Source organism: Rossellomorea sp. RS05 (assembly GCF_039822645.1).
GTDB classification, from domain to species: domain Bacteria; phylum Bacillota; class Bacilli; order Bacillales; family Bacillaceae_B; genus Rossellomorea; species Rossellomorea marisflavi_B.
Window position 1 is genome coordinate 64,853 of the sequence record NZ_JBDKWY010000004.1, and the last position, 24,543, is coordinate 89,395.

A 24,543-nucleotide genomic window follows, 5' to 3' on the forward strand; every position below is an offset into this window, starting at 1 on the left:
TTGGAAGTAAAATCTCGAAAGTTGATAATAAATTTCCCAAAGTTGATAGAAAAAGTTTAAAAGTCGGTAGAAAATGGAGGTGGAGTGATATAATTGGATATATAAGGAATTGGAAAATGAAGAAAGTACGCCATTTCATCCTGTTTTTCCGAAAATGTGACCACACAAGACCCGTCCAGAACCAAAACCACCTAACATGAAGGGATTTTGACCATGAAACCACTACAAAACACCATCGCCGTCGTCACCGGTGCATCCCGCGGAGCAGGCAGGGGCATCGCCTGCGAGCTCGGCGAAGCTGGGGCCACTGTCTATGTGACGGGACGAAGCATCCACGGATCCACAACCGACAACCGACCGGAAACAATCGAAGAAACGGCCGCAGGGGTCACGGCACGCGGCGGGAAGGGGATCGCCGTTCGCTGTGATCATACCGACTCAACCGATGTCCGCCGTTTATTCGAAGGCATCAAAGACCAACACGGCCGTATTGATCTTCTCGTCAACAGCGTATTCGGCGGTTCGGAAAGCTCGCTTCCCCGTACGGAAGGCCGGCGTTTCTGGGAGCGGCCGGAGGAACACTGGGATGCGATGATGGGTGCGGGTGCCCATGCCTACGTTCTCACTGCCCGGAGTGCCGTACCACTCATGATCCCACAGCAAAAGGGGCTGATCATCAACATCACCGCCCAGCTTGATAATACGATTTCAGCTAACTTGTACTATGATCTTGCCATGAATGCCGTCAACCGGATGACCCTGGTGATGGCGAAGGAACTGAAGGAATACAACGTGTCGGCGGTGGCGTTGTGCCCCGGCTGGATGAGGACGGAAAGGGTCATGGATGCGGGATTCGGACCGAAAGATGGAGCGACGGAAACCACCGCCTATGTTGGGCGCGCAGTGGTCGCATTGGCTATGGATGCCCATGTTGCATCTCTATCCGGACGGGCCATTGAGGTCGCTGAATCGGCCAGTACATATGGATTTACCGATGTTGACGGAACCCGCCCCTTTACCCATTGAAATAACCGATGATTCTGAAAATCATCTTGTTGTTTTTGTTAAATGATGGAATAATAGTCAGCTAGATAATGGATTCCATTAAGGGGGGGACCAATGATTGTCTTCTTATATATCGGTATGTACCTGACACCGATCCTCAGCATCATATTCTGTTTGAATCTCGTCACGATCATGAAAAAGATCAAGAGGGATGAGAAAACAGCCATCAACACGTTCTGGTTGACACTTTCTTTCACTTTGATCGCATGGACACTCGTGATGATCACATTTCTTGGCTTAGAATGACGATAATCAAAAAGGAGGAAAACCCATGACCACGATCCAATCCATCTACAGCAACCCGCCCATATTTGAAACCGAGCGACTGCTCCTCAGGAAGATCGCGGCGACCGATCTTGACGATATGTTCCGGTATGCATCTGATCCAGAGGTGACGAAGTATGTGCTGTGGGATACCCATCAGACCCTTGAGGACACGAGACAGTTCCTTGATTATGCGCTGGAGGCGTACCGGAATGAGGAGGTGTCCCCTTGGGGGATCGAGTGCAAAGAGAACGGGAAATTCATCGGAACGATTGATTTTGTGTCATGGAGTGAGCGGCATCGGACAGCGGAGATCGGCTATACCATCGGACGCCCCTATTGGGGAAAAGGGTATATGACGGAAGCGGCTCGTGAACTACTTAAGTTCGGGTTCGAGCATATGGATCTCCTCCGCATCCAGGCTAGATGCTTCCCGGAAAATATCGGGTCTGAGCGGGTGATGCAGAAGCTCGGGATGACGTATGAAGGGACGCTGCGGCAGGCGATGAATCTGAGGGGGACGCAGATGGATCTGAAGCAGTATTCGATTTTGAGGGAAGAGTTCTTCTCAAACGAAGGACATTAAACAACTACCAACGAATAAAGGAGCATTACACCATGACAACCGAACAACAACTATACGAAGCAGCCATCGACCTCATCAACACCCGCTACCCGACCGGTTGGGGCGGGGCAGCGGCGATGATGACGAAGGGCGGGCGCGTGTTGACGAGCGTGGCGCCTGAGGTGATCAATGCATCAACGGAGCTCTGCATGGAGACAGGGGCGATCCTAGAAGCCCATAAGTTTGCCGATGAGGTGACGCATACGATCTGTGTGGCCCGAGAGGATGAGCATGCTCCGTATCAGATCCTTACTCCGTGCGGCGTATGCCAGGAGCGTCTGTTTTACTGGGGACCCCAGGTGAAGGCAGGGATCTATACTGAAGAAGGGCATGTAGAGTTCAAGAGGCTGGATGAAATCCAGCCGTTTCATTGGTATCAGGCGTATCGCGGGGAGTGATCAGCTTCCCCAGCGAAGGGCCACGGCCCCCCATCCGAGTCCGGCTCCGTAGCCGACAAGGATGACGAGGTCGCCGTCTTTTATTTTGCCTTCAGTGACTTCCTTGTGAAGTCCGATGGGAATCGTGGGTGCGGATGAATTGCCGTAGTAGCGGATCGTGTGAGTGTGGACTTGTTCCATCGGATAGCCGAGGGACGCGATGCTCGTTTCGATGATGCGGAGATTGGACTGGTGCGGGATGATGAAGTGGACGTCGTCTAAGGTGTGGCCAGTCTGGGCAAGGATTTCGTTTACGGCTTCCGGGAACTTTTCGACGGCGAAATCGAAGACGGCCCGGCCGTTCATTTTGATATGTTTGTTCTCGTCGAGATGGAGGTGGTGACCGCCGCTTCCGTCCATCTGCATGGTGATGCCGAGGATCCCTCTGCCTTCCGGGACTTCTCCCACGATTACCGCGGCCGCGCCGTCCCCGAAGATAAGGGAGGTTTTATAATCATCGGGGTTGAGGAGGGAGGAGCACTTGTCCACGGCGACGACGAGTGATTTCTTATACATGCCGGTCTTCACGAACTGAACGGCGGTGGCGAGCCCTGTGATGAAGCTTGAACATCCCGAGTGAAGGTCGAGTCCGGCGCATTTCCTGGCACCGATCCGGTCCTGGACGAGGGCTGCGGTGATGTGGGTGTCGTGGGTGTTCGTGGCGATGATGACAAGGTCGATCTCTTCTGCATTGACGCCGGCGTTCTCAATGGCCCGTTTTCCGGCCCGCTCGCACAGCTCTGTGAGCGTTTCTTCCTTGCTGAGGTAGCGGCGCTCGATGATGCCGGTCTTCCGTTCGATGTCAGAGGCTTTCATGCCAAAGCGGGCACCGAGTTCTTCATTATTCACCACGCGGTCGGGAATATCGACACCGATCCCAAGGATTCCCGTGTTGACCATCATACACATTCCCCATTTCATGAGTTTTTCCTACATATTCATCCTAGCATAATTACAGGGATAAAAAGGAATTTAAAAGAATAATATGGAATTAGTATAAGTAGAAAGAATGAAAAGGGGGGCGTGTCATGACATATGTCACATGGGGCGGTGCAAGGATCAAGCTGTCGTGGACAGAATCGGATTCCCTACCGGATCCCTCGCGCATCACAAGTGCCCATGGGTTCTGCTTTTACGAAGGGAAGCTGCTTCTCGTTAATCTCCATTCAAGAGGGTGGGATATTCCCGGAGGTCATCTGGAAGCCGAGGAGACGCCGGAAGAATGCTTCAGGCGTGAAGCCATGGAGGAAGGATATGTAGAAGGCGACTGCACGATGCTCGGTCACATCACGGTGGATCATAGTGAGAACGACTCATGGACTGAAGACGGACCGTATCCAAAGGTCGGGTATCAGGTGTATTTCGTCATGGAAGTCACGAAGATCCATCCGTTTGAGGGGGAGCATGAGTCAGGTGCGCGCCTTTTCATGGAACCTTCGAAGGCACCGGATCATTATAAAGGGTGGATGCCGTTGCATCAGGATATATTGGATCTTGCATGGAGGAAAATAGAGAAAGGGAGATGAAAATGGAGAAAGATGTTCGGGTAAAACTTAAGGAAAAGGTACTCCAAGAAGAAAAAGAGGGGGCAATGATCCGCTTAAAGCCGTATCGTTTTTCCATCTTGAGCGCCCTGATTGGAATTATCCTCTTGATCATTAGCATAAACGGAGTTGAAATAGCGAATTTCCTGTTCACCTCACCATTACCGGGAGCGGGCTTCCTGTTGACCAATACATACATCCCATCGGTCCTTGGCTTAGCTTGTATCCTGCTTGCCATATCGACCTGCACCGTCCAGTATGCCCATCAGCTGAAAAAAGGAGATAACTAGATGAGTGGAAAGAAAGACGGCACCACTTATCCTCCAGGGGAAAAGATCTTGTCAGAGAAGGTAAACGACGGTGCATCCCAATTTGTGAAAACAATCAAGCCGTATGCCCTGTCAATTTGGTCGGGGTTCGCCGGTGTCGCACTCATGACAGCCGGTATGTACAACGTTGAGATTGCGAGCTTCTTCATGCCGCAGGGCGAAATGTATTTCATGCCGGAAAGCCTTATCCGCACGCTGCCCTATGTTCCGGTCGGGTTGGCCATCGTTGCGTGGAACATCGCGATCGTCAACTTTTCCTTGAAATATGCCCATCAACTGAAGAAAACATCATAACAAAAGGATCGCCCCATCCATGGAGCGATCCTTTTACTGTTCACATGATACCGAGCTGAGGGAGAAGATGGAGCCTTCATAGAGAAGGACGGTTCCGCCTCCATCCACGCATTCTGCTGCTTTTTTCTGATTCTGTTTGGAGTTTTCTTTGATTTGGTAGATTCGGAAAGATCCTGACAGGATGATGAGGGCGCTGATTCCGACAGCGAGGATCCAAGTTGATTTCTTCACGCGTTAACCTCCTTGCTAGATTCCTATGTTTGACAGTATAACATGAATTTGGGTGGGGTTTGAGAGGTATTTCACAGAGCAGGCGAGGGGATACTGGTGTGTGCTATAATACGCATATGTAGAAAGGGGGAGGCAAATGAGCGAAACAAGGATCGAGATACCGGGGCCGTATGACTTCGACCGTGTGCTGGAGCGGTTGTCCATCGACCCGCTCCATGCTGTGGATCGAGAGGCGAGACTTGTAAAGGTCCCGTATTATCCGACAGGGGAAGTCATCACGGTAAAAGGTGTCGGGACAAAGGATGAGCCGGCGTTCGTCCTATCATTCGAGCGAGACGACAAATTGGAAGAAAAACAGGCCCATATCGCCCGCATCTTCCAGTGGCACACGGGACTTCATGAGGTCCAAGCCCACTTCCTTGCGACGGATCTGAAGCCGATCTTCGAGGAGCATGTTGGTACGCCGATCGTCCTTGATTTCAATCCATTTGCCACCATCGTGAAGAGCATCATCCATCAGCAGCTCAACCTGAAGTTCGCCTTCACCCTGACCCACCGGTTCGTCACCCGCTACGGGACCGAGAAGGACGGCGTCTGGTTCTATCCGTCACCGGAGAAGATCGCGACACTCACCGCGGACGAACTGCGGGAGCTGCAATTTTCCCAGCGGAAAGCGGAGTATGTGATCGGCGTCGGGGAGAAGGTGGCAAGCGGTGAGCTCAACCTCGAAGAACTTGCCCGCGAGTCCGATGAAGTCATCATCAAGGAGCTTACGAAGATCCGCGGCATCGGACCGTGGACGGCCCAGAGCTTCCTCCTCTTCGGACTCGGGCGGCCGAATCTGTTCCCCATGGCGGATATTGGCATCCAGAACGCCATCAAGAAGCTGTTCGGGATGGAACAGAAGCCGACGCGCGAGGAAATGGAGCGCATGAGCGCCGCATGGGACCCTTACCTGAGCTATGCCTCCCTGTATCTGTGGAGAAGTATTGAGTAGAACGGACGTGAATAGATGAATAAACAACAGTCAAACCAAGTACGCATCGAGTTGAAACAGCAGTTTCCTCTGACCATAAAACGAATCGGGATCAACGGGGAAGGAGTCGGCTTCTTTAAACGGAAGATCGTCTTCGTACCGGGTGCCCTGCCAGGCGAAGAAGTCGTCGTGGAAGTCACCAAGGTCCATCCGAAATTCACCGAAGCCCGCGTGAAAAAGATCCGCAAAGCGTCACCCCAGCGCACGAAAGCACCGTGCCCAGTATACGAACAGTGCGGTGGATGCCAGCTTCAGCATCTTGAATATCAAGGACAGCTGGACGCCAAACGCGATATCCTGATCCAGTCCCTCGAGCGCCACACGAAGCTCAATCTTGATGAGCTCGATATCCGCCCGACAATCGGGATGGATAATCCGTGGCACTACCGGAACAAAAGCCAGTTCCAGGTCGGCACCCAAGACGGTAAAGCCATCGCCGGTCTCTACAGCATGAATTCCAACAAGCTCATCGACATCGACGAGTGCATCGTCCAGCATCCGCTGACGAACAAGGTCACAACGGAAATCATCCGCATCATCAATGATTTCAAGATCCCGGTCTATGACGAAAAGCAGAAGCGCCAGATCATCAAGACGATCGTCACACGCGTTGGATTCGAAACGGGACAGGTTCAGGTCGTGCTTGTCACAACAGAAAAGAAGGTCCCGAAAAAGGATCTCCTCGTCCAAGAAATCAGCAAGCGCCTGCCGGAAGTCGTCTCCATCGTCCAAAATATCAATCCGAAGAAGACGTCCCTGATCTTCGGTGATCAGACGATCAACCTTCAAGGTAAGGACAGCATCAAAGAACGCCTGGACGAGTTCACGTATGAACTCTCAGCCCGAGCCTTCTTCCAGCTCAACCCGATCCAGACGAGCAAGCTTTACGGCGAAGCCAAGAAAGCCGCAGCCCTCACCGGCAACGAAAAAGTCGTCGACGCATACTGCGGTGTCGGCACCATCGGCCTCTGGCTCGCAGACGGCGCCAAAGAAATCCGGGGAATGGACGTCATCAATGAAGGAATCGACGACGCCAAAAAGAACGCCAAAGCATCCCGCGTCAACCACGCCGACTACTACGTAGGCAGCGCCGAAGACCTCATACCCAAATGGAAACAAGAAGGCTGGCGCCCCGACGTCGTCGTCGTCGACCCCCCAAGGGTCGGCTGCGACCGCAAATTCCTCGATACCATCAAGGAAGTCAAACCGAAGCGTTTTGTGTATGTGTCGTGTAATCCGTCCACGCTTGCGAAGGACATCGACTATTTGAAGCGTGACTATCGCGTTGAGTATTTGCAGCCGGTTGATATGTTCCCGCAGACGGCGCATGTTGAGGTAGTAGCAAAACTAACATTAAAATAACTTTTTTAAATAACAAGAACCCAAACCGGTTCTTGTTATTTTTTTACTCCAATTCACCCGTAAATGATATCGTATAAATAAAAACTCTCCCAACCTGAAACTTTCCTCCCCCAACCATCCCACTAATAAGTATAAAGGGGGCAAACCAGATGGATGCAAAAGACCAGCGGCTGGTCAAGAAGGCGATCAAGGGTAATAAGGCTGCCTTTGAGAGGCTGCTTCAGCAGCATTATGAACGGATTTACCGGACGGCGTTTTTGTATGTGAATAATGAAGAGGATGCGCTGGATGCGGTGCAGGAGGCATCATTCAAGGCGTTTACATCGATTCATTCCTTGAAGCAGCCGGAGTATTTCCTTACCTGGTTCACGAGGATCGTCATTCGGTGTGCAGGCGATCTATATCGACGGAAGAAGAAAGTGGTTCCGTTGAGTGATGAGATTCTATCCAATCTGCCGGGTCACGCAGACCCAGAACTAGAAGAGTCGGAACAGCTTCTTGATGCGATCGGTCATTTACGAGAGGGTTATCGAACAGCTATCATCCTTTTCTATTATCATGATTACCCGATCAAGCTGATCAGCGAGATGATGGGCATTCCGGAGAATACGGTGAAGACGAATCTGAGCAGGGGCCGAGTAGAACTGAAGAAGTTCTATCAGGATGAGGAGGACAAGTGCCATGGATAACAAGAAGGTGAAAGCAGCGGTGGAGCAGATTCCAGTGCCGAAGGAAAAGGTGTTCAGCGCCATTTCGGAAGGGTTGAACCAAGCCCGGCCAAAGAAGAAGCGAAAGGTAGCTACTGGGTTGACGGCTGCAGTGGCTCTTGTGGGGATTACACTCGGAACGGGTTTGGTGAATCCGACAATGAACAGCGTGTTGGCCAGTGCGCCACTCATCGGGGGGATCTTCCAGCAGTTCAATGATAAAACCGGAATGGAACTTGCTCATCAGCAGGCCGTGACGGAGCTTGATCAGTCGATGACGAAGAACGGGGTAACGGTGAAGCTGACCAGCGCCTATTTCGACGGTGTGGCGGTATCGATTACGGGATTTGTGGATGATGGCGTGGAGAAGGGGCAGAATGAGCCCGGGGAAGTGAGCTTTGATGTCAACTACGGTGACAGGCAGGGGGATCGTGATGCGTGGTTGAGCGATCGTTCCAGTACCGTCAAGAAAGTGAAGGGCGGGTATGACTTCCAGTGGAAGATGAACTATCCGTACGAAACCATCGACGAGAATGAGATTCTTCCCGTCACGATCCATTCCATCAATGGCGTCAAAGGAGAGTGGACATTCGACGTGCCCCTTCAGCAGGAGGAGAACATGCGGACGGCACTTGACCAGAGTCATGAGTACAAACAGGATGGCGTCACCTTCCATCTGAAAGAAATCCTGACGGGCAAGGCGAGTTCGTCCCTTGTATATGAAACGGTTCAGAAATATAAAGACGATGATGTGCGGATTAAAAAGGCAAGGGATGAAGACGGCAAGGTATACGGTTTCGGCAATCCGACCGTACTGAGCGAGTCTCAGGAAGAAGACGGGTACCACCGGACGATTCGCGTGGAGATGACGAAACCGGCTTCGGCCATCGAGTCCCTTACGTTCTATCCTCAGGTGGATGTAGCCGATCCGAAGGTGGAGCAGCTGCTGGGTCAAGACGGCTTCACACTCGACAGTGAACGTCTTGGACTGAAGCTGCAGGTGAACGAAATAACAGAGCGCGGTAATCAGGTGATCTTGGATTATCAGCTGCTCGGTCTTCCGGCAGACTTGAGCAAAAACCGACTTGAACTGCTGGAAAACAATCTTCAATATGAGCTACTGTTGGTGGATCAGGATTATCTTGATAAGATTGATCCTGACAATCCTGTCCCTCCTAAACATCACAGCATCCGCAAGAACACAGTGAAAACGATCGATGGGGAGACCGCTCACTTCCAATCCACATTTGAGTTGGATGGAGAAGAGCCGTTCAAGAATTTCACACTGGAGAAAACGGTCCTTCAGTTTGATTTCTCCAGTTTTGTTTCGGCTAAAGAGTTGAAGCCTTTTGATATTAGCGTGAACAACTAAATTCCAGGGGTGTGCCATTGAAGGCGGCGCACCCTTTTTCTGTTTATTTGATTTATAGATTTGATTGAAATTTCTGATCCTGATGGTAAAATGGATTAAAATCCCAATGGAGTAATTCGAATGTGGTGGATGAAAACATCTTCAGCTATTCTTGGAGAGTCATACTATCCATCATCGTCTCCTGGGGTGTGCATGGAGGGGCTTTTTTGGCTTTCTGGGAGAACAGAAGTGTGAGTGTTCTACTCCTAGTCTGTTTGATTGGAAGTTCCATCTGTTTCCTGATTGGCAGGAAGTACGCGCGGGAAGAATTGATGACCTTCACCCTCCCCGCCAACATAATAGTAAGGATGTGCAGTAGATGATGAGTGAAACAACGGAACTTCCTATACGCCGCAGCGGGATTGCTGCTGTTTTAGTAAAGAAAGTGGATGGAGAGGATTGCGTGCTCCTTCTGAAGCGGGCATCCCGGACCTTGAATGGAGCGTGGTGCTACATCGGCGGCGGAATCGAGCCGGGTGAAAAGGCATGGCAGGCGGCAAAGCGCGAGATCTGGGAAGAGACGGGGATCGACATCCGGACGTTGTACACAGGGAACACATTCGATCAGTTCTACTCGCCAGCGACGAATGACATTTACATGGCGCCGGTGTTCGTCGGGTTTGTAGAGGACGATCAGGACGTGATGCTGAACAGGGAGCATAGTGAGTATGAGTGGCTTCGTTTCCCCGATGCCATGGAGCGGGCGACGCTGCCGGGGAATGATGTGGTGCTTGCGTTTGTAGAGAAGCATTTTGTGAAGAAGGCACCTTTGGAGTGGTTGAGAATTGAGTTGGTAGGGCAGGTGATGGGAGATTACTAGCAAGAAGATAGTGATGATCACAGCTAGTGTTCTTATCGGTCTCATCGCTGGACTGATGATCTATTGGTTCTATTTTAAAGAAGATCGGTTCACCTTCCGGGTCGGTCAGGTGGAGTTTGACGTAGAGAACCATTCGACTGCCAGCCGGAGTTCCATCCAGGACGAGGTGACCCATGCCTATGAAGCGATCATGGGGGCGGTGAAGGGTGACTACGATCCTGCCTCTCCCATTTCCCTGGAGTTTTACAATCAGAAGGATATCTCTTTTTCCACACGGGACGAGGTGGTGCTGTTTAAAGATAACGGACACTTCCTGACGGTCCATGAGCTCTCCCATGCGCTTCTGTGGGGTAAGGAAGAGCAGGATGACCGGGGTTACTGGGAACTTGAGGGACTTGCCATCCATCTTCAAACGGAATACGGTGACCCGGTGTACCCAAATTATGACGTTTCCCCCCACGCGATTATGAATGTGGTGAAAGAAGAAGGGATGATGATTCCCCTGACGAAACTTTGTGGAACGTCCATGAGCCGGATGCTGTTTCAACCTTCCTTGGAAAGTGAGGGAGCATCTCGGTCTCTGCAGTGGATTTCCTATATCGAGTCGGCTTCCTTTGTTTCATACCTCATCGAAGAGTACGGGATGGAAGAGTTCGAGAAGGTCTTTAATGAAAAAGACTCGCTACAGCAGATGAAAGAGGTCTATGGGAAGGACGCGGCAGAGCTTGAGGAAGAGTGGCTTGCTTATATTGATCAGGAATCCTATAAGCTGAGCGAGCGGGAACAGAACAAGGTACCTGGATTGGAGAAGCGAAGATCGTATTTTGGGGAGATTGATGAGCGGTACATACATTTAGTAGGGGGATGGGTGCTATAAAAAGGGTAAGATCACTCATGGAAAATAGTAAATCTCATATCATAGGAAACTTCAGGGAAAGGACCTTGATGAGGGTGATAGCATGTATTTTGTATTGATTTCGTCCTTTCTATTATTCTCTCTTTTAACCGGATATACAGGCTACCAAGGGGAATGGGCGTACTGTGCGATATTCGGGGTATTCTCTATCATCATCCTGGGGGCGACGGTCCGGCGTTATCGCTCCCAATCAAAGAGAACATCCAAAAAAGATTCTACTTACTGGGACTGCGTGGATTGTGCGTATCTTGGTGATTGTGTGCCGGTACCAAGGGGAGTAGGGAAGCATGTGGGTGGAGGCGATTGCTGTGGATTTGACTGTACACCTTAAATCCACGCTCTATGGGTTCTTCCGCACGGTGCCCTGTCATCGGAGGGAAGAGCGATGTTTTCATATCGGAGGGGAGGCCATGCCGATCTGTTCCAGATGTTTGTTCATCCTGATCGGGATGCTGTTTCTCCCCCTGTTCCTGATCCACCCCTTGCCCATTTACATCGGGTTTGTCCTGCAGGTGCCCATGGTGCTGGATGGGTGGACACAGCTCAAACGGTGGAGAACCAGTACCAATGCCCTTAGGAGTGCAACGGGTTTGATGAGCGGGTTGGGGCTCTCCATCGGGATATCAGGACTTTTTTGGAACATCATTGCGTGGTTGCCGTAATTCGACTAAAGAGAATCCGAGGTGCACGATGAATACCATCATCTATTTGATCAGACATGGCGATTCCCCGAAGACGGGAGAAGTCGAACGCCTCAGGGGGATTAGCGGAAAAGGACAGGCAGACGCCGGACGGGTGACGGAGCTCCTGAAGGAAGAGGGGATCGATGTATTCGTCTCCAGTCCGTATAAGCGGGCCATCCTGACGATCGAGGAGCTCGCCTCCCTGTCTGGAAAAGACGTACTGCTCTATGAGGAATTGAAAGAAAGGGTGTTTTCTTCCGGGGTGAACCGGATGGCTGATGCGGAGCTGTATCCCCTCCTTGAGAAGTCGTTCAAGGATCCCCATTACTCCCTGCCTGGTGCAAGTCGAATGCCGGTTGTCAGGTGCGGGCCGTTGAGGTCATCAAAGAGCTACTGTCCCGTTATCAAGGCCACAAAATCGCCGTCGGTACCCACGGGGCAGTGATGACACTCATGATGCAGCACTTCGACGAGAGGGTTGGACTGGACTTCCTGCTGGGGACATCGAAGCCGGATATTTACAAACTGACCTTTGACGGGGAAGAGCTGATTGAGGGAGAGAGGCTGTGGGATCCCGTCCCACGTACAAGCTGAGGTGGAGGCCGCCTCGGTTTTTTTGTTTTTTCAGAGAGCCGGCGGCATTTCATCTGGGTGAATTATGATACAATTTTCCATATGAAGAACGGTAGCGAAAGGGAGGATCCATCATGAAATCATTGGAGCTTATCGACAAAGCGAGGGCAGGGGACCGGGATGTCCTGAGGGAGCATAGGTGGCTGCAGTACCTTTACCTGACGAGAGAGCAGCATATCAATCTGGAGCAGATCACCTCCCTTGAGAGGATGCCGGTGAACCCGGTCCTTCCTTATGTGGAACGTACCTTGCTCGTGCTGAATGAAATGGATCTGCCGGAGAAGGAGAAGGGAATCATCGAGGAAGTGCTGGTGTGGTCGGAAGTGGCCAAGGGCGGTACGAAGCATCAGCGGAACGTCTGGGGGAAGAAGGGCTTCCAGCTCGATATCCACAATATAGGATCAGCACAGATTTATGCGGCGGAGCAGATGAGTCTTCCTCTTCACCTGCGGGATCTGGAGCGGGAGGAGCTCCTCTACACCCTGATCCTGACTCATGGGCTGATCGGTCAATATATCCGAGGAGAGGTGCGCTACAAGCAGCTACACCCCCTCATTCAGTGGATGGATGAGCACAATGGAATCGGTATGGATATGGAAGTGGTCCTGAAGAAACTCAATCAGTGCATCATCCAGGGGGTGTCGAATGAGATTTGGGAAGTGGTGAAGGACGAAGCAGATCAGATTGTTTCTTTCCTGATCGATGGAGAACGTTCAGTGGAAATGACGCTGAAAGCACGGATCGAGCGGCTTCGCCGGTCTTCGATCGAAAATGGCGAGAATGTCGACCGTGAGTATCACCGATATATGGCGGATGCCAGGTTGAACGGCTATGTGGAAAGCTTCTTCAAGAAGACCGATCTGTGGTACGTCGAATCCGCCCTGAAGGAATTTACGCTGGAAGAGTTCCTGAAGATCTTCCTCTTGATCTATCAAAAGGTGAATCCCCTCTCCGTACAGCATGTGAGCTTCGAGGCGTTCATGAAAGACATCTACTATGATTACAAAGGCCGGAAAACCATCAATCTGTATAAAAAGAGGATCATAGAATCGTATCTGAAGGAATTCTCCCTTGAAGATCTCCTTCATGGGGAGAAGCCGGTCAATGAGCATGTGGAGCTAGAGGCTGAGCCCATGGACCTCTTGGGTCAGATCATCGGGGTTCGATTCCGATATTCGGCAGCAGGGGAGAAGCTCATTGAATTCTGTCAGGAAGCAGAAAAGTCCCCTCACTATGAGCGGGCGACGATCCTCCTGTATGATTTCTTCGGCTTCAGGAAGGATGCCTTCGATCGCCTGCAGAACGAACAGACCTATCTGTCCGACATGAATAGCGGGCAGGATCATAAGCGCATTATTTCCGATTTTGCCACGGGCACGCTGATGCTCGACATCGGCGCGGGAGGGGGCGTCATGCTTGATGTGCTGTCGGACGATCACCCGGAAGCCAATGTGGTAGGGATCGACGTCTCCACCAACGTCATCGAAGAACTGACGAGGAGGAAAAACCGAGAGAACAAGCGATGGACCGTGCAGCAGGCCGATGCCCTCGAGCTGAGGGCCCATTACGAGCCGGGGTCCGTCGACACCATCGTCTTCTCCTCGATCCTCCATGAAATGTTCTCGTATATCCCGTACGAGGGGAAGAAGTTCAATCATGACGTGATCATCCAGGCGCTGAGAAGTTCGTTCGAAGTGCTCAGCGAAGGCGGACGGATCATCATCAGGGATGGGATCATGACGGAGCCGAAGGATGCTTACCGCACGATCGAATTCAAGGACAAAAATGGGCACGCATTCTTCAAGCGGTACGTCCATGATTTCAAGGGAAGGAAGCTGGAATACGAATTCCTCCAAGACGGACGGATCAAGCTTCCCGTCAATGATGCCATGGAATTCCTCTACACGTATACGTGGGGCGAAGAAGCCTATCCCCATGAAGTGCAGGAGCAATTCGGCTACTACACGCCATCCGCGTTCAAGGGGGCCATCAAGGAAGCCTTGGGAGATAAGGCGAAAATCGTTGCGTTCAAGCATTATCTCCAGGACGGGTATGAGGAGTTCCTCGCTCCCAAGGTGACGGTGCGGGATGAAGACGGGATAGAGGGCTTGCCGGATAGTACGTGCTTTATTGTGATAGAGAAGGTATGAAATGAAAGGAACCCCTGGGGCATTGGAGCCTCAGGGGTTCTGTTTTACCCGCTCTTTTTTTCAAGCCTGATCATATCAAAATCCTGCTGAGAATAGGTTTTGCCTGGTTTGACACTTTTGTCTACTTTCTTCTTCCTTCCTTGGCTTTCTTCATTCGTTTCGAGAAGCATCCTTTTCAGGTTCGAGCTGATCGTGTTGAATAGGAAGATCAGGATCGCAAAGAAGAGGAGCGGTGCCACCAGGAGCCACGGGGTGACGAAGATGGCGTTGGTGTTCATGCTGATCATGGATGCCCATTCATAATTGACGTTGAAGTAGAGCGGGTCGGAGTCTTCTCCTCCCGGTAGATACCGGAGGCCGCCCAGGGTCAGGGTCAGAATGCCGAGCTGGATGAGCAGGGCAAGGGTCTGGGAGATCTGCTCCGAGAACAGCACGATGGAGTGCCGCAGGAACTGAGGCCACAGATGGATCCGGATCAGGTGCCGGTTGGTCCCTCCGAGTGTCCGGGACGCTTCGATGAATTCGTTGTGCATGAATAGCTTCATTTCTTCCCCCATATAGATGCCGAGAGAGGGGATGATGACGATTGCGATGGCGATGACCTGGATGATGGTATAGGTGTTGGACTCAAGTGCCGCCGACTGATACGCCTGATCCACGTAGTGCAGAAGGGCGTACACGATGATGACGAGCGGGATGAATTGGAATACTTCTGCAAGTCCCTTCACATGTTTCACCAAGAGCTTTGGAAGGAAGGTATAGATCAGACCCGAGATGAACCCGAATACCATCCTGAGGAATGCGATGGCGATGGTCGCCAGGATGGTGTATTTTGCACCGGCAATGAGGAGCCAGAACAGGTTCAGACCGGTTTTTTCACTTCCGAGCGGCGGCATTTCAAGCGGTGAGTAGGGTGGAGCAGCATAAATCTTCCCAGAAGCATCCTTCAAGTATTTCACCGTGTCCTCGTCGAACCCTGGATTGAGGATAGGCAGGAGGAAACTGGCCAGTATGAGGAGGGCGATAACGGAAAGCGGCAGGTAGAGACCGAGTATCCATTTTTTATTCAACAGTCGTCCCCTCCTTTAACCAGGTTTTCAAACAAAGTGAGCCGAGTGCATAAATCGCGTAGAACGGCAGGACAAGCAGGACCATCCCCACCAGGAAGGCAGGGGGAGAAGCAGTGGAAGCAAACAGCAGGGCTTTCATGAAGCCATGGATGTTGAACATGAGTTCGATGATCAATAGATTCGAGAGCATGAGCAGGAACACAGGCTTGGAGTGATAGAAGAAATGGATCCATACGTTCCGGAAGAGATGAACCCATAGCGTATAAGACTTTGAGAATCCTTTGGAATACGAGAATTCGATATACGGCTTGGACTCTTCCTCCCGCAGCTGGAAGATGAAGTTCTTGATGAGGTAGGTTACAGGCAAAACGGCGAGACAGACGATGGGCAAGACATAGATCCTGTCCTCCCCGAGGGTGTAGATATCGAAGAGAAGAAATCCGGTATTCTTGAAGAGCCAGATAATGAAGAGCTGAAGCAGGACGACGATGAACACATCCGGCAAGGCATCAAGTCCATCCAGAAAACGGCTGACGATCCGGCCCGCCTTCCGCGGAAGCAACATGAAGCAGTAGCTGAGCACAATGGCGACGACAATAGCCAAAAGAAATGCACCAAGCAGAATCAGGAAGGAGTACCCGTAAGACTCGGCAAACACTTCCGTTACAGGATACGTTCTATCGGATTCCCCCCAAGGGATGCGGAGAGTCGAGAAGTCCCCGAGCTGCGTGAGTGTCGTCTTCATGGACAAAACGAAGTTTTCCAGATTGATCACCAGTACATGGTCATACTGCAACATGGCGCTCACACTGCTGACCAACAAGAAACCTATGAAAATAAAAAAGGTGTAGAGAAGCCCGGACCATATCTTTTTCATCTTTTCCCCCTTAATATATTTTGTAATCTAAATATTCTGAATTTAATTGACATTCTTTCGGTAACATACTACCATTAAATTGCAATTAAGGGAATTGTTTATAGATGTTTTTTATAAATTATTCCAGATTACTCGGAAAGGTGGGAAATGATGAGAAGCAAGTGGCTGGTTTTGACGATTCTCATACTCTGTATGCTTCCTATTTTGGCAGGGTGCAAGTTGGTGGCGTTTGAGGGGGTGAAAGAAAAAGAACCGAAGAAAAAAGAAACTACAGCCAAAGAGGTGATGGTGGATTTCAACCCGAATCTAGTGCTTTTGGGTTCTAAAATGGTCGTTAGAGGCGAAACGAGTCTGCCGGAAGGGACCGTGGTGACTGTACAAATAAAACCTTTTTCCGATAGTGATGATTATCTAAGAATTGTAAACAGTGGGGCCGAACCTTTAGATGAAATCAAAGGCGAGGAAGATGTCAAAGTGGAGGAAACAAAGGAATTTGGGCCCGTTGCTTTTCCGCGCGCTGTATCGGAGCAAGATAAAAGATTCCGAATTGAAGCCTTCGTTGATCCCCGCAAGCAACCAGAGGAGATACAGAAGCTGTTAGGATCAAACGGAGAACACATCAAGGACAGCCTCGGGATGAAGACTGTAGAAGATGGTGATGCAGAAGTAGTCATCCTACGAAAATATACGGATGTTATGACCTATGAGGAAAATGGGTTTCAAACTATCGATCCAAGGCCCTTTGTTGCCGGGGAAAAAGGGGAGAAAATCACATCCACAGGAGGACCGAATTTCAAGAAGTAATTTCCTGATCGGAGACATAGTACAAAAAGGTTCTATCTCTAAAAGTAGAGATAGAACCTCTTTGTATGGAGAAAATGAACTGAAAACGAAAGCGGTTCTTCTTATTCTCGTGGCCTTTCCCATGCCCGCATTAACCGCGACACTCCCTCCACAATCTCCTCCTCCGATAGCTTCCCCAGTCCAAGCTGCAGATGAGGGTACCGAGGTTTTGCCTCGACAAAATACTTCGAACATCCATATACGCCCACACCATGGTTGCTCGCTTTTTCAATCAATTCCACCTCGGTCTGATCGGTCTTCAGTTCAACCACGACAAAGATCCCCGAATGCTCGCCCTTGATATCAATATCGGTTTGGAATGCCTGTCGAAGCTCCCTCACCAATACGTTCATCCGATTTCGATATAAAGCCTTCAATTTCCGGAGGTGTGGATACCAGTGGCCATCCTTCATGAAACGGGCCAGTGTCTTCTGATGGATGGGGGAAGCGGATTGTTCAAATAGCCCTGCGTTTTCCCGGTACAGCGTCAGCAAGCTTGGCGGCAGGACCATATAGCTGATCCTGATTGAGGGAAGAAGGGCTTTTGAGAAGGTTCCCATGAAGATGATGCGTCCGCTATGGTCCATGCTTTGAAGAGAGGGGACAGGCTGGTGGATGTAGCGGAATTCGCTGTCGTAGTCATCCTCGATGATGTAGCCGTCGACCTCATGTGCCCAGCGGAGGAGATCGAGCCTCTGATTCACGGGCATGGTCACGCCTGTCGGATAGTGGTGGGTCGGTGTGGTATAGAGAAGGGTGGCTGGCGATTGCCTGAGTTCCTCTGTATGGATGCCTGACGATGTGACTGGGGTCGGATGAACCTCAAACCCCATGAGGGTGAAGAGCTTTCTGGACAGGTCGTATCCTGGATCCTCCACGGCAATCACATGGTGGGACCTTAAAATCAGGAGAAGAATGAGGAGCAACGACTTCGTGCCTGCGCCTATTATGATCTGGTCCGCAGCTGCCTGCACGCCCCGTGATTGAAAAAGATAGTTCTCCAGTTCCCGTCTGAGCTCCGTGTCCCCCTGCTTGTCGCCATAGGAGTACAGGGAAGGGTCATTCATGATTTTATTGGAATGGCGCCGCCACTTGGCGAGGGGGAAGCTGTCCTGATCCACCGTTCCGGTACGGAAGTCGATGTGGTGCCTGTTGGTTGGAACCACAGGGTCAGCAGTATCCGGAATCCGTTCATAGGCAAATACGCTATCTGACATTTTGGCTTCCACAAAGAAGCCTTTTTTGTGTTCACTGCGGAGGTATCCCTCTGAAAGAAGCTGCTCATAAGCGAGCTGCGTGGTGTTCCGGCTCACATCAAGCTGACGGGCAAGCTCCCTGATGGAAGGAAGCCTGGTTCCGTGGGGAAGTTTTCCTGAGGTGATCTGCGTGCGGATATACTGATATACCTGATGATACATGGGGATCTGGCTATTTCGTTCAATGGAAAAAATCAATTCGGCCATGAGTAATCTCCTAATCTGTCATTTATCTTTAGTGTAAACTGTATCTTTTTGAAATGACAGAAATTTTGGATAATTGGGGTGTAAGAGGAGGATATTTATGATTCGAATGTATTATTGGTTTTGTACGTTGGTGTGGGGATTGAATTTCATCGCTGTCAAGATCCAGGGGGACCTTGTCGCGCCGGAGCTATCGCTGTTTTATCGGCTGGCGCTCACCTGTCTGATGTTCGGAGCCCTTCTTCTATGGAGACAGCCGGATAAACCGTTGGGAGGTGGGCGCAGGGTGACGGTCTTGCTGTTCGGGGTGTGCAATTTTGCCCTGAGCTATCTTTGTCTTTACTACGGAACGCTGCAAAGCTCCGCAGCCGTGGTGACGATGATCTTCTCCCTGAAGGTCGTATTCACTCCACTGGCTCTTGCCGTTGTTGGGAGGGAATCTGTATCGGGTCGGATTGCCGTGGGTGGCGCAATGGGGATCGGGGCCGTATTCATCCTGTTGTATCCGGCGCTTGTCCACCATCCGGAATCCCTGTCAGTGAGTGGATTGGGGCTCGCCCTTGTGGGGACCATCATTACATCCATCGGTGATGTGTGTTCTGCCATCAATGCCGACAGGGGAGTTGACCCGGTCTGCGCCAATATGTTCGGGTTCCTTGTGGCAGGCGTCGTGATGGGAGGATTTGTATGGGACAAAGGGGTCCCCGTGTCCCTGCCTCCCTCCATTCACTATTGGTCTGCACTTCTGTACCTATCCGTATGCGCGTCATTCTTTGCCTGGCTGTTTTATTTGAAACTGGTCAAGGAGATCGGCGGGGCGAGAAGCGGGTACATGGTGGCCCTATTCCCTGCGATTGGAGGGATTGCATCGGTGGTGATCGGTGAATCTGACCTGACCCCGTACCTCGTGATCGGATTCAGTTTGTCATGTGCAGGTGCCTTTGTGGCGTTAAAAGGAAAACAAATGAGGGAGGAACAAACATGGCCATCAACATCAACATCAACATAAGGGAGCTTCACACTGTGGAAGAATGGACGCAATCATTTGAGGTGATGAAGGCATTGCGGACAGATCTATCGCTAGAGAGCTATCTGAGTCTTAGACAGGTCATGACCCAGGAGGGCTATCAGCTATTCGGCCTCTATGCAGAAGGTGAGCTGGTCTCTCTTGCAGGCATCAGGCTTTGCACCAATTTGTATAATGGTCGTCACGTGTTCATTTATGACCTGGTCACGAGTCCCCATCACCGATCCCACGGCTACGGGGAGAGGCTACTCACATACATCCATGACTATGGGCGTGAACAGGGAGCAGCATTGGTGGCGTTGGAATCAGGGGTGAAGAGGAAGGATGCTCACCGCTTTTATGAAGAGAGAATGGGATATACAAGGCGGAGTTATTCATTTAGGAAAGAGATATGATCAAGTTTCAAAGGAATGTGAGGAAATGTGTCGAACTGTATAATTAAGTAAAAAATGGTGATTGGAAGCATATCTTTATTGAAAACGGAAACGGGGTGGAGAGGTGAAAAGCTCATAATCATCTTTTTCCTATTTAACACATGGATCCTGAGCGGTTGCGGTGATCGTGAAGGAGAATTGTGGGTGTGGGAAACGGTTCAATTCGAGGAAACATCGTACCCTACTTATATGAAGATCAACTTCGAACTCCAACATCCTAAAAAGGAGGCCACCCTGGATTCTGTCCAGGTGAATCATATGGAGACGGCGAGAGCCTATATCATCAACGATGAAGGAAAGAACTGGCCTGAGAGTTATGAAAGAACAAAACTTGCTGACCTCCCGTATACCATCAAGAGCGGAGAGCGCTACTCCATTGTCCTAGTATCGGAAGGGGAAGGGTTCAGTGAGTTGGAACAGGCTGATTTTCATTTTAAGATAGGATCAAAAGAGGTTACCCATGTGTACGAAACTAATCCTTAGGGAGGTGTGCTGATGCAAAAGTTCCTCGAAGCTATTTCAACTTTCATTTCCCTTGCCAACCAAAGAGCAGAACACCACGTCGGCTATTGTGGCGATGAGCAGGAAGAAATCCTCCACACGATTTCTCATGAATTCTCAGACCTGCCGGCAGGAGAATCCATTGCTGTCATACATGAAAACGACGCCATCATCGGGGTGCTGGGTGCAGATGTCGATCTGGGGGACGGAACAGCGGAGCTTTGGGGTCCGTTTTTAAAAGAGGGGCAGCCAGCTGAGCTTGCTTTGGAACTGTGGGAGGACCTTACAACGCGGTTAGGTGACAAGGTCCACACCTACTATGGGTTCTATAATGAACAGAATACCCTGGCGAGGGATTTCATGAATAGGCTAGGAGCCTGTAAGGGAAGTTCGCACCTTATCATGCATGCCATTAACCAAAAAGGTGTGAGGATCGATTCCCGAGTCGACGAATTGAGTCCGGAACGGCATGCGTCATTCATCAAGCTGCACGACGAAGCATTTCCGGAAACGTACATGAGCGGTCTCGATATTCTCAAACGCCTTGATCACGAGCATAAAGTGTTCGCAGTGGAATCGGAAGCCGGAATAAAGGGATACGCCTATGTGAAGGGCAGCCCCACTTATAACGAAGGAACGATTGAATTCATCGCAGTCGATCCGGCTGAAAGGCATCAAGGGATCGGCACGACTCTGACTAAGGCGGCCCTGGCATTTTTGCATGACGAGCTTGGGATCCAAACGGTCAGTATGACGGTGGATGCTGGACATGACCAGGCCATCCGTCTTTATGGGAGAGCGGGATTCGAGGTAGTTCACCGGATGGAGCACTACACCGGGCGGGTGACATATTAGTTTGGAGAAGGGTTACTCCAGTGAGTGATTCTATAATAAAACAAAAATCATTCAAACGAATCATTCCTAGGGGCATCTTTTAAGAAAACTGAATTCTGATTCCATGCCCGTTATGACGGTCGAACAGAGGAGATCCGATTGAGGGATCTCTTTGATGGAAAGAAAGAATGACTTTTTATAATGTAAAATAATTACTTTTGTGATGCTTTAAGGAAAAGAATTTGATCGGGGAGTTCCTATATGAAAAAGTTATCAGCTTTATGTTTGTTCCTCCTCTTAATGCTCTCAACCTGCAGCAGTCAAACCCTGGAGCAATCCATGAAGAAAGCCCAGTCTACCAATTTGTCGGGTGAATCCATCGGTGGACTAAAAGTGGGCACTTTTCTCCAGGAAGATTCGGGATTCAAGGTGTATGAATCAAATGGGGAGTACGACAGGAATTACAATCAGTTTAGAAACGGAAAGCTGGATGTAAGTGTGGATAAGGAGACGGATGAAATCCTTGCTGTTGGGGTGATCGAAGGTGGAACGGGTTCAACGACAGCTCATATCGGGCTGGGTTCTTCACTCGACGAAGTCACTGCGGCCTATGGTGAGAATTATTTTTCATATACAGATTCAAACCAGGGAATGCAAGAGATCGGGTACGTAGATCATGAGAACAATCTCCTGTTATCCTTCGTGCATGTCGAAAATAAAGTGACAGGCATGAGCCTGGGGTATGCATTTGATCGGCTCATTTGGGAGTGAGAAAGATACAGAGCAGATGTGTCGAATAACATAGATGAGCAACTGAGGAGGAAGAATGGTGAAGACATACAAACTTGAGCAACGCACACCCACCTTGCAAGAATACACACGTCTGTGTGATTCCGTCGGCTGGACGGATTTTATGAATTACGATGCAGCGGAAACATCTCTTAAAAACTCATTGTTCTCTGTGGTCATCATGGACCATGCACAGGCAATCGGAATGGGACGGATCATCGGGGACGGAGCGATTTATTTTTACATACAGGATATCGTCGTGCACCCTGATCATCAGGGGAAGGGCCTTGGGCAGGAGATCATGGGCAGCCTTGTCGGTTACTTAAAGGATCATGCTCCTGACAAGGCATTTGTCGGATTGTTTGCATCCGGTGGAAAAGAATCGTTTTACGAGAAGTATGATTTCAAAGATTATTCACCGAACATGACTGGGATATTCAGGGTAATGGAGTAAGGGTTGTAGATGTGATGAAGAATTGCATGATATTTATTTTGTTGATTGGCATTGGTGTGTTTTTCTCCTATAGGGGATTGACGGGGCCGGGGAGTATCCACTGGGGGTTTCTGTTCATAGCATTCGTAGCCTTAGTGGAATCTGTACTGGTGTATAGAAAAAATTCATAGCACACAAAAAGCAGATGAGTATACCGAACTCTCTGCTTTTTGTGTGTGCTATGAACCTATTCCAAAGAAAGTCCTGATACTTATAGTTGTTGGTTCAAAACGAGCAAAAGTATGACCAAGCCAAAAGAGTATTAGGAGGGAATAATGGCGGTTTCTAAATATCGTATTGGAAAACATTTAAAAGAACCTCCCATATAAAGGATTATTTGAAATAATTGTCGAATAGTCATGGATGGAATATTGCTTCCAAACATTAGAGGGTAAAGGGTGTTTAATCATAATGAAAAGCTACAGTTGGATGATATCCGCCATCCTTGCCGCCATGGTGGTAGCGGGTTGCGGCAAGGAAGAAAAGGCTCAGACCGAGGATAAACCGGAAGTGAAGGAGGAACAAAAGCAGAAGGAGAACCAGTCGGAGCCGGTTGAGGCTGAGGATGAAGAAACCACATCGGATGAGAGTGCGACGGCTGAACAGGAGGGAAAAAGTGAAGACGAGGAAGCCACTTCTGATGGAGTAGAAGAAGCGTCTCTCGACATTTCCGGTTCCTGGGTGGCAAAGGGGAAGGACGATGGAGTGAAGAGTAAGTGGTTCTTTAACAATGGCGAGCTCGCGGTGAACGAAAAGTACGAGTATGTGTATAAGGTTGAGAAGTATAAGGATCGCCATGGCTATACGGTGGTGAAGATCATACGTGATGATAACGAAATGACTGCTTTGCTGTTGAAAGGTGAGGGAGATTCCTTGGAAGCCCTGACGTTAGAGGACGATTCGTTCGATCAGTACTTTGCAGACGGCACAGTGCCTGATGGCCAGGTGATCGAATTCCAGAGGGACGGCGCTGCCTGGGATACTATCGACGAGGCAGTGGATCTATGGGAATTGGTTCATAAGAACAAAGCAAATGAGGTTTCCAAGAATATTTTCTGGGAGAACTATGAGCGTGATCTATGGGAAGTGGTGGAGGAAGGGACTTCTGGTGACACTATGCTTCTGCATTTCAGCAATATCAGCGGAGCGGGGGGGAGTTTCACCAAGTTTGTGAGCCACGGCGATCGTGTTGAAATCACGGAATATAACGGCAATGCGTCCTACCCTCAAAATCCTTCTGTCCGCTATACGGTCGAGCGGGCTGACGGAAAAGTGGTTGAGATGGAAAATCTGACGCAGTGATTCTTAAGGTGCAAAAGGAATCTGCCCGGTGACCAAGAGGACGATGATCAGGAACCAGTAAAAGATAAAGAAAAGGGAAAGAAATAAACCGATGACGGAGAGAACCTTTTTCTCCGTTTTTTTTGAGGAGTCCAACAATCGAGATGATACTCCCGATGACCATCAGGCCGAGGGTGATGGAATCCCCGATGGCAGAACCGGTATTGGCTATTCGTTTCGGGGTAACGAACACAAGGAAGAAGGATATTACACCGATGATGAGGGAGAGCCAGCTGATGAAGCCATACGTTTTTGGTGAAGGGGCTTGTGTTTCCATTGTGGTCACTTCCTTTACATGAGAGTGTGATAGGTTTATTGTAACATATTTTGGTAAAATAGGATCATTTTATAGAAACGGGGAGGGAAC

General features: G+C 50.0%; 30 protein-coding genes and 1 pseudogene. 26 read left to right on the forward strand and 5 right to left on the reverse strand.

Annotated features, from left to right (window positions below; translation table 11 throughout):
• Nucleotides 1–213: 213 nt before the first annotated feature.
• From ABJ225_RS12165 to ABJ225_RS12180, 4 genes are all read left to right on the forward strand, one after another.
• Entirely contained in the window at nucleotides 214–1,026 is an 813-nt protein-coding gene (locus tag ABJ225_RS12165) for an SDR family NAD(P)-dependent oxidoreductase (protein ID WP_347320401.1), read from the forward strand.
• Between the two features lie 93 nt (nucleotides 1,027–1,119).
• Nucleotides 1,120–1,311 carry a hypothetical protein gene (locus ABJ225_RS12170; RefSeq protein ID WP_048006919.1) on the forward strand — a complete coding sequence of 64 codons (192 nt, stop codon included), beginning with the start codon at nucleotides 1,120–1,122 and terminating at the stop codon, nucleotides 1,309–1,311.
• A gap of 25 nt (nucleotides 1,312–1,336) precedes the next feature.
• The gene (locus ABJ225_RS12175) at nucleotides 1,337–1,915 is read left to right on the forward strand and encodes a GNAT family N-acetyltransferase (protein WP_048006920.1); all 579 of its coding nucleotides are present in this window, start codon (nucleotides 1,337–1,339) and stop codon (nucleotides 1,913–1,915) included.
• A gap of 32 nt (nucleotides 1,916–1,947) precedes the next feature.
• A complete protein-coding gene (locus ABJ225_RS12180) occupies nucleotides 1,948–2,352 on the forward strand; it encodes a cytidine deaminase (protein ID WP_056533258.1) in 405 nt (134 codons plus the stop codon).
• Here the strand turns inward: ABJ225_RS12180 and ABJ225_RS12185 are convergent, their stop codons facing one another.
• A complete protein-coding gene (locus tag ABJ225_RS12185) occupies nucleotides 2,353–3,294 on the reverse strand; it encodes a 3-oxoacyl-ACP synthase III family protein (protein WP_231578704.1) in 942 nt (313 codons plus the stop codon).
• A gap of 125 nt (nucleotides 3,295–3,419) precedes the next feature.
• Between ABJ225_RS12185 and ABJ225_RS12190 the strand changes: the two genes are divergently transcribed.
• The 3 genes from ABJ225_RS12190 to ABJ225_RS12200 all read left to right on the forward strand — a co-directional run bounded on the left by ABJ225_RS12190 (nucleotide 3,420) and on the right by ABJ225_RS12200 (nucleotide 4,558).
• Complete coding sequence (locus tag ABJ225_RS12190; protein WP_347320403.1) at nucleotides 3,420–3,917, forward strand: NUDIX domain-containing protein; 498 nt, start codon at nucleotides 3,420–3,422, stop codon at nucleotides 3,915–3,917.
• A gap of 65 nt (nucleotides 3,918–3,982) precedes the next feature.
• Nucleotides 3,983–4,225: a hypothetical protein gene (locus ABJ225_RS12195; protein WP_347320404.1), complete on the forward strand. Its 243-nt coding sequence runs from the start codon at nucleotides 3,983–3,985 to the stop codon at nucleotides 4,223–4,225.
• Nucleotides 4,226–4,558 carry a hypothetical protein gene (locus ABJ225_RS12200; protein WP_347320406.1) on the forward strand — a complete coding sequence of 111 codons (333 nt, stop codon included), beginning with the start codon at nucleotides 4,226–4,228 and terminating at the stop codon, nucleotides 4,556–4,558.
• 33 nt (nucleotides 4,559–4,591) lie between these two features.
• On the opposite strand, the gene ABJ225_RS12205 is transcribed toward ABJ225_RS12200, so the two are convergent.
• A complete protein-coding gene (locus ABJ225_RS12205) occupies nucleotides 4,592–4,789 on the reverse strand; it encodes a hypothetical protein (RefSeq protein ID WP_048016059.1) in 198 nt (65 codons plus the stop codon).
• Nucleotides 4,790–4,925: 136 nt separating this feature from the next.
• On the opposite strand from ABJ225_RS12205, the gene ABJ225_RS12210 reads away from it, so the two are divergent.
• The 10 genes and pseudogenes from ABJ225_RS12210 to ABJ225_RS12255 all read left to right on the forward strand — a co-directional run bounded on the left by ABJ225_RS12210 (nucleotide 4,926) and on the right by ABJ225_RS12255 (nucleotide 14,507).
• Entirely contained in the window at nucleotides 4,926–5,786 is an 861-nt protein-coding gene (locus ABJ225_RS12210) for a DNA-3-methyladenine glycosylase family protein (protein ID WP_347320408.1), read from the forward strand.
• A gap of 15 nt (nucleotides 5,787–5,801) precedes the next feature.
• Complete coding sequence (rlmD, locus tag ABJ225_RS12215; RefSeq protein ID WP_347320410.1) at nucleotides 5,802–7,187, forward strand: 23S rRNA (uracil(1939)-C(5))-methyltransferase RlmD; 1,386 nt, start codon at nucleotides 5,802–5,804, stop codon at nucleotides 7,185–7,187.
• A gap of 149 nt (nucleotides 7,188–7,336) precedes the next feature.
• Nucleotides 7,337–7,876 carry a sigma-70 family RNA polymerase sigma factor gene (locus ABJ225_RS12220; RefSeq protein WP_347320412.1) on the forward strand — a complete coding sequence of 180 codons (540 nt, stop codon included), beginning with the start codon at nucleotides 7,337–7,339 and terminating at the stop codon, nucleotides 7,874–7,876.
• The gene (locus ABJ225_RS12225; RefSeq protein ID WP_347320414.1) at nucleotides 7,869–9,266 is read left to right on the forward strand and encodes a DUF4179 domain-containing protein; all 1,398 of its coding nucleotides are present in this window, start codon (nucleotides 7,869–7,871) and stop codon (nucleotides 9,264–9,266) included. Before ABJ225_RS12220 ends, ABJ225_RS12225 begins: the two co-directional genes overlap by 8 nt.
• Nucleotides 9,267–9,624: 358 nt before the next feature.
• Nucleotides 9,625–10,125 (forward strand): NUDIX hydrolase, encoded by a 501-nt coding sequence (locus tag ABJ225_RS12230; RefSeq protein WP_347320416.1) that lies wholly within the window; start codon nucleotides 9,625–9,627, stop codon nucleotides 10,123–10,125.
• A 13-nt stretch (nucleotides 10,126–10,138) separates the two neighbouring features.
• Nucleotides 10,139–11,002, forward strand: a complete 864-nt coding sequence (locus ABJ225_RS12235) for a gluzincin family metallopeptidase (protein ID WP_347320418.1) — start codon at nucleotides 10,139–10,141, stop codon at nucleotides 11,000–11,002.
• Nucleotides 11,003–11,084: 82 nt separating this feature from the next.
• Nucleotides 11,085–11,372 carry a hypothetical protein gene (locus ABJ225_RS12240; protein ID WP_347320420.1) on the forward strand — a complete coding sequence of 96 codons (288 nt, stop codon included), beginning with the start codon at nucleotides 11,085–11,087 and terminating at the stop codon, nucleotides 11,370–11,372.
• A complete protein-coding gene (locus ABJ225_RS12245) occupies nucleotides 11,350–11,703 on the forward strand; it encodes a DUF2085 domain-containing protein (protein ID WP_347320422.1) in 354 nt (117 codons plus the stop codon). The genes ABJ225_RS12240 and ABJ225_RS12245 overlap by 23 nt, the downstream gene beginning before the upstream one ends.
• A gap of 28 nt (nucleotides 11,704–11,731) precedes the next feature.
• Nucleotides 11,732–12,318, forward strand: a pseudogene (locus ABJ225_RS12250) (histidine phosphatase family protein).
• Nucleotides 12,319–12,431: 113 nt separating this feature from the next.
• Nucleotides 12,432–14,507 carry a class I SAM-dependent methyltransferase gene (locus ABJ225_RS12255; RefSeq protein ID WP_347320424.1) on the forward strand — a complete coding sequence of 692 codons (2,076 nt, stop codon included), beginning with the start codon at nucleotides 12,432–12,434 and terminating at the stop codon, nucleotides 14,505–14,507.
• Nucleotides 14,508–14,551: 44 nt separating this feature from the next.
• On the opposite strand, the gene ABJ225_RS12260 is transcribed toward ABJ225_RS12255, so the two are convergent.
• Both ABJ225_RS12260 and ABJ225_RS12265 read right to left on the reverse strand, forming a co-directional pair.
• Nucleotides 14,552–15,577, reverse strand: coding sequence for a hypothetical protein (locus ABJ225_RS12260; protein WP_347320426.1), 1,026 nt, complete (start codon nucleotides 15,575–15,577; stop codon nucleotides 14,552–14,554).
• Nucleotides 15,570–16,454, reverse strand: coding sequence for an ABC transporter permease subunit (locus ABJ225_RS12265; protein ID WP_218245275.1), 885 nt, complete (start codon nucleotides 16,452–16,454; stop codon nucleotides 15,570–15,572). Before ABJ225_RS12265 ends, ABJ225_RS12260 begins: the two co-directional genes overlap by 8 nt.
• A gap of 171 nt (nucleotides 16,455–16,625) precedes the next feature.
• On the opposite strand from ABJ225_RS12265, the gene ABJ225_RS12270 reads away from it, so the two are divergent.
• On the forward strand, nucleotides 16,626–17,258 hold the full coding sequence (locus ABJ225_RS12270) for a hypothetical protein (protein ID WP_347320428.1): 633 nt from the start codon (nucleotides 16,626–16,628) through the stop codon (nucleotides 17,256–17,258).
• Nucleotides 17,259–17,359: 101 nt separating this feature from the next.
• Here ABJ225_RS12270 and pdxR read toward each other — a convergent pair whose 3' ends face one another.
• Nucleotides 17,360–18,760 (reverse strand): MocR-like pyridoxine biosynthesis transcription factor PdxR, encoded by a 1,401-nt coding sequence (gene pdxR / locus ABJ225_RS12275; RefSeq protein ID WP_347320430.1) that lies wholly within the window; start codon nucleotides 18,758–18,760, stop codon nucleotides 17,360–17,362.
• Between the two features lie 97 nt (nucleotides 18,761–18,857).
• Between pdxR and ABJ225_RS12280 the strand changes: the two genes are divergently transcribed.
• From ABJ225_RS12280 to ABJ225_RS12315, 8 genes are all read left to right on the forward strand, one after another.
• The gene (locus tag ABJ225_RS12280) at nucleotides 18,858–19,766 is read left to right on the forward strand and encodes a DMT family transporter (RefSeq protein WP_347320432.1); all 909 of its coding nucleotides are present in this window, start codon (nucleotides 18,858–18,860) and stop codon (nucleotides 19,764–19,766) included.
• On the forward strand, nucleotides 19,739–20,179 hold the full coding sequence (locus tag ABJ225_RS12285) for a GNAT family N-acetyltransferase (protein ID WP_347320434.1): 441 nt from the start codon (nucleotides 19,739–19,741) through the stop codon (nucleotides 20,177–20,179). The genes ABJ225_RS12280 and ABJ225_RS12285 overlap by 28 nt, the downstream gene beginning before the upstream one ends.
• 78 nt (nucleotides 20,180–20,257) lie before the next feature.
• The gene (locus tag ABJ225_RS12290) at nucleotides 20,258–20,701 is read left to right on the forward strand and encodes a hypothetical protein (RefSeq protein ID WP_347320436.1); all 444 of its coding nucleotides are present in this window, start codon (nucleotides 20,258–20,260) and stop codon (nucleotides 20,699–20,701) included.
• Nucleotides 20,702–20,713: 12 nt separating this feature from the next.
• Complete coding sequence (locus ABJ225_RS12295) at nucleotides 20,714–21,574, forward strand: GNAT family N-acetyltransferase (protein ID WP_048005601.1); 861 nt, start codon at nucleotides 20,714–20,716, stop codon at nucleotides 21,572–21,574.
• 240 nt (nucleotides 21,575–21,814) lie between these two features.
• Nucleotides 21,815–22,324: a hypothetical protein gene (locus ABJ225_RS12300; protein ID WP_347320438.1), complete on the forward strand. Its 510-nt coding sequence runs from the start codon at nucleotides 21,815–21,817 to the stop codon at nucleotides 22,322–22,324.
• A 58-nt stretch (nucleotides 22,325–22,382) separates the two neighbouring features.
• Entirely contained in the window at nucleotides 22,383–22,796 is a 414-nt protein-coding gene (locus tag ABJ225_RS12305; RefSeq protein WP_048005693.1) for a GNAT family N-acetyltransferase, read from the forward strand.
• A gap of 450 nt (nucleotides 22,797–23,246) precedes the next feature.
• On the forward strand, nucleotides 23,247–24,137 hold the full coding sequence (locus tag ABJ225_RS12310; protein ID WP_347320440.1) for a hypothetical protein: 891 nt from the start codon (nucleotides 23,247–23,249) through the stop codon (nucleotides 24,135–24,137).
• A 143-nt stretch (nucleotides 24,138–24,280) separates the two neighbouring features.
• Entirely contained in the window at nucleotides 24,281–24,475 is a 195-nt protein-coding gene (locus ABJ225_RS12315; protein WP_063191027.1) for a hypothetical protein, read from the forward strand.
• The last annotated feature ends 68 nt before the right edge of the window (nucleotides 24,476–24,543 follow it).

Coding starts and splice junctions, on each gene's coding strand:
- ABJ225_RS12165 (WP_347320401.1), top strand. CDS start 214: ATGAAACCACTACAAAACACCATCGCCGTCGTCACCGGTGCATCCCGC.
- ABJ225_RS12170 (WP_048006919.1), top strand. CDS start 1,120: ATGATTGTCTTCTTATATATCGGTATGTACCTGACACCGATCCTCAGC.
- ABJ225_RS12175 (WP_048006920.1), top strand. CDS start 1,337: ATGACCACGATCCAATCCATCTACAGCAACCCGCCCATATTTGAAACC.
- ABJ225_RS12180 (WP_056533258.1), top strand. CDS start 1,948: ATGACAACCGAACAACAACTATACGAAGCAGCCATCGACCTCATCAAC.
- ABJ225_RS12185 (WP_231578704.1), bottom strand. CDS start 3,294: ATGATGGTCAACACGGGAATCCTTGGGATCGGTGTCGATATTCCCGAC.
- ABJ225_RS12190 (WP_347320403.1), top strand. CDS start 3,420: ATGACATATGTCACATGGGGCGGTGCAAGGATCAAGCTGTCGTGGACA.
- ABJ225_RS12195 (WP_347320404.1), top strand. CDS start 3,983: ATGATCCGCTTAAAGCCGTATCGTTTTTCCATCTTGAGCGCCCTGATT.
- ABJ225_RS12200 (WP_347320406.1), top strand. CDS start 4,226: ATGAGTGGAAAGAAAGACGGCACCACTTATCCTCCAGGGGAAAAGATC.
- ABJ225_RS12210 (WP_347320408.1), top strand. CDS start 4,926: ATGAGCGAAACAAGGATCGAGATACCGGGGCCGTATGACTTCGACCGT.
- rlmD (WP_347320410.1), top strand. CDS start 5,802: ATGAATAAACAACAGTCAAACCAAGTACGCATCGAGTTGAAACAGCAG.
- ABJ225_RS12220 (WP_347320412.1), top strand. CDS start 7,337: ATGGATGCAAAAGACCAGCGGCTGGTCAAGAAGGCGATCAAGGGTAAT.
- ABJ225_RS12225 (WP_347320414.1), top strand. CDS start 7,869: ATGGATAACAAGAAGGTGAAAGCAGCGGTGGAGCAGATTCCAGTGCCG.
- ABJ225_RS12230 (WP_347320416.1), top strand. CDS start 9,625: ATGATGAGTGAAACAACGGAACTTCCTATACGCCGCAGCGGGATTGCT.
- ABJ225_RS12235 (WP_347320418.1), top strand. CDS start 10,139: ATGATCACAGCTAGTGTTCTTATCGGTCTCATCGCTGGACTGATGATC.
- ABJ225_RS12240 (WP_347320420.1), top strand. CDS start 11,085: ATGTATTTTGTATTGATTTCGTCCTTTCTATTATTCTCTCTTTTAACC.
- ABJ225_RS12255 (WP_347320424.1), top strand. CDS start 12,432: ATGAAATCATTGGAGCTTATCGACAAAGCGAGGGCAGGGGACCGGGAT.
- ABJ225_RS12265 (WP_218245275.1), bottom strand. CDS start 16,454: ATGAAAAAGATATGGTCCGGGCTTCTCTACACCTTTTTTATTTTCATA.
- pdxR (WP_347320430.1), bottom strand. CDS start 18,760: ATGGCCGAATTGATTTTTTCCATTGAACGAAATAGCCAGATCCCCATG.
- ABJ225_RS12280 (WP_347320432.1), top strand. CDS start 18,858: ATGATTCGAATGTATTATTGGTTTTGTACGTTGGTGTGGGGATTGAAT.
- ABJ225_RS12285 (WP_347320434.1), top strand. CDS start 19,739: ATGGCCATCAACATCAACATCAACATAAGGGAGCTTCACACTGTGGAA.
- ABJ225_RS12295 (WP_048005601.1), top strand. CDS start 20,714: ATGCAAAAGTTCCTCGAAGCTATTTCAACTTTCATTTCCCTTGCCAAC.
- ABJ225_RS12300 (WP_347320438.1), top strand. CDS start 21,815: ATGAAAAAGTTATCAGCTTTATGTTTGTTCCTCCTCTTAATGCTCTCA.
- ABJ225_RS12310 (WP_347320440.1), top strand. CDS start 23,247: ATGAAAAGCTACAGTTGGATGATATCCGCCATCCTTGCCGCCATGGTG.
- ABJ225_RS12315 (WP_063191027.1), top strand. CDS start 24,281: ATGATACTCCCGATGACCATCAGGCCGAGGGTGATGGAATCCCCGATG.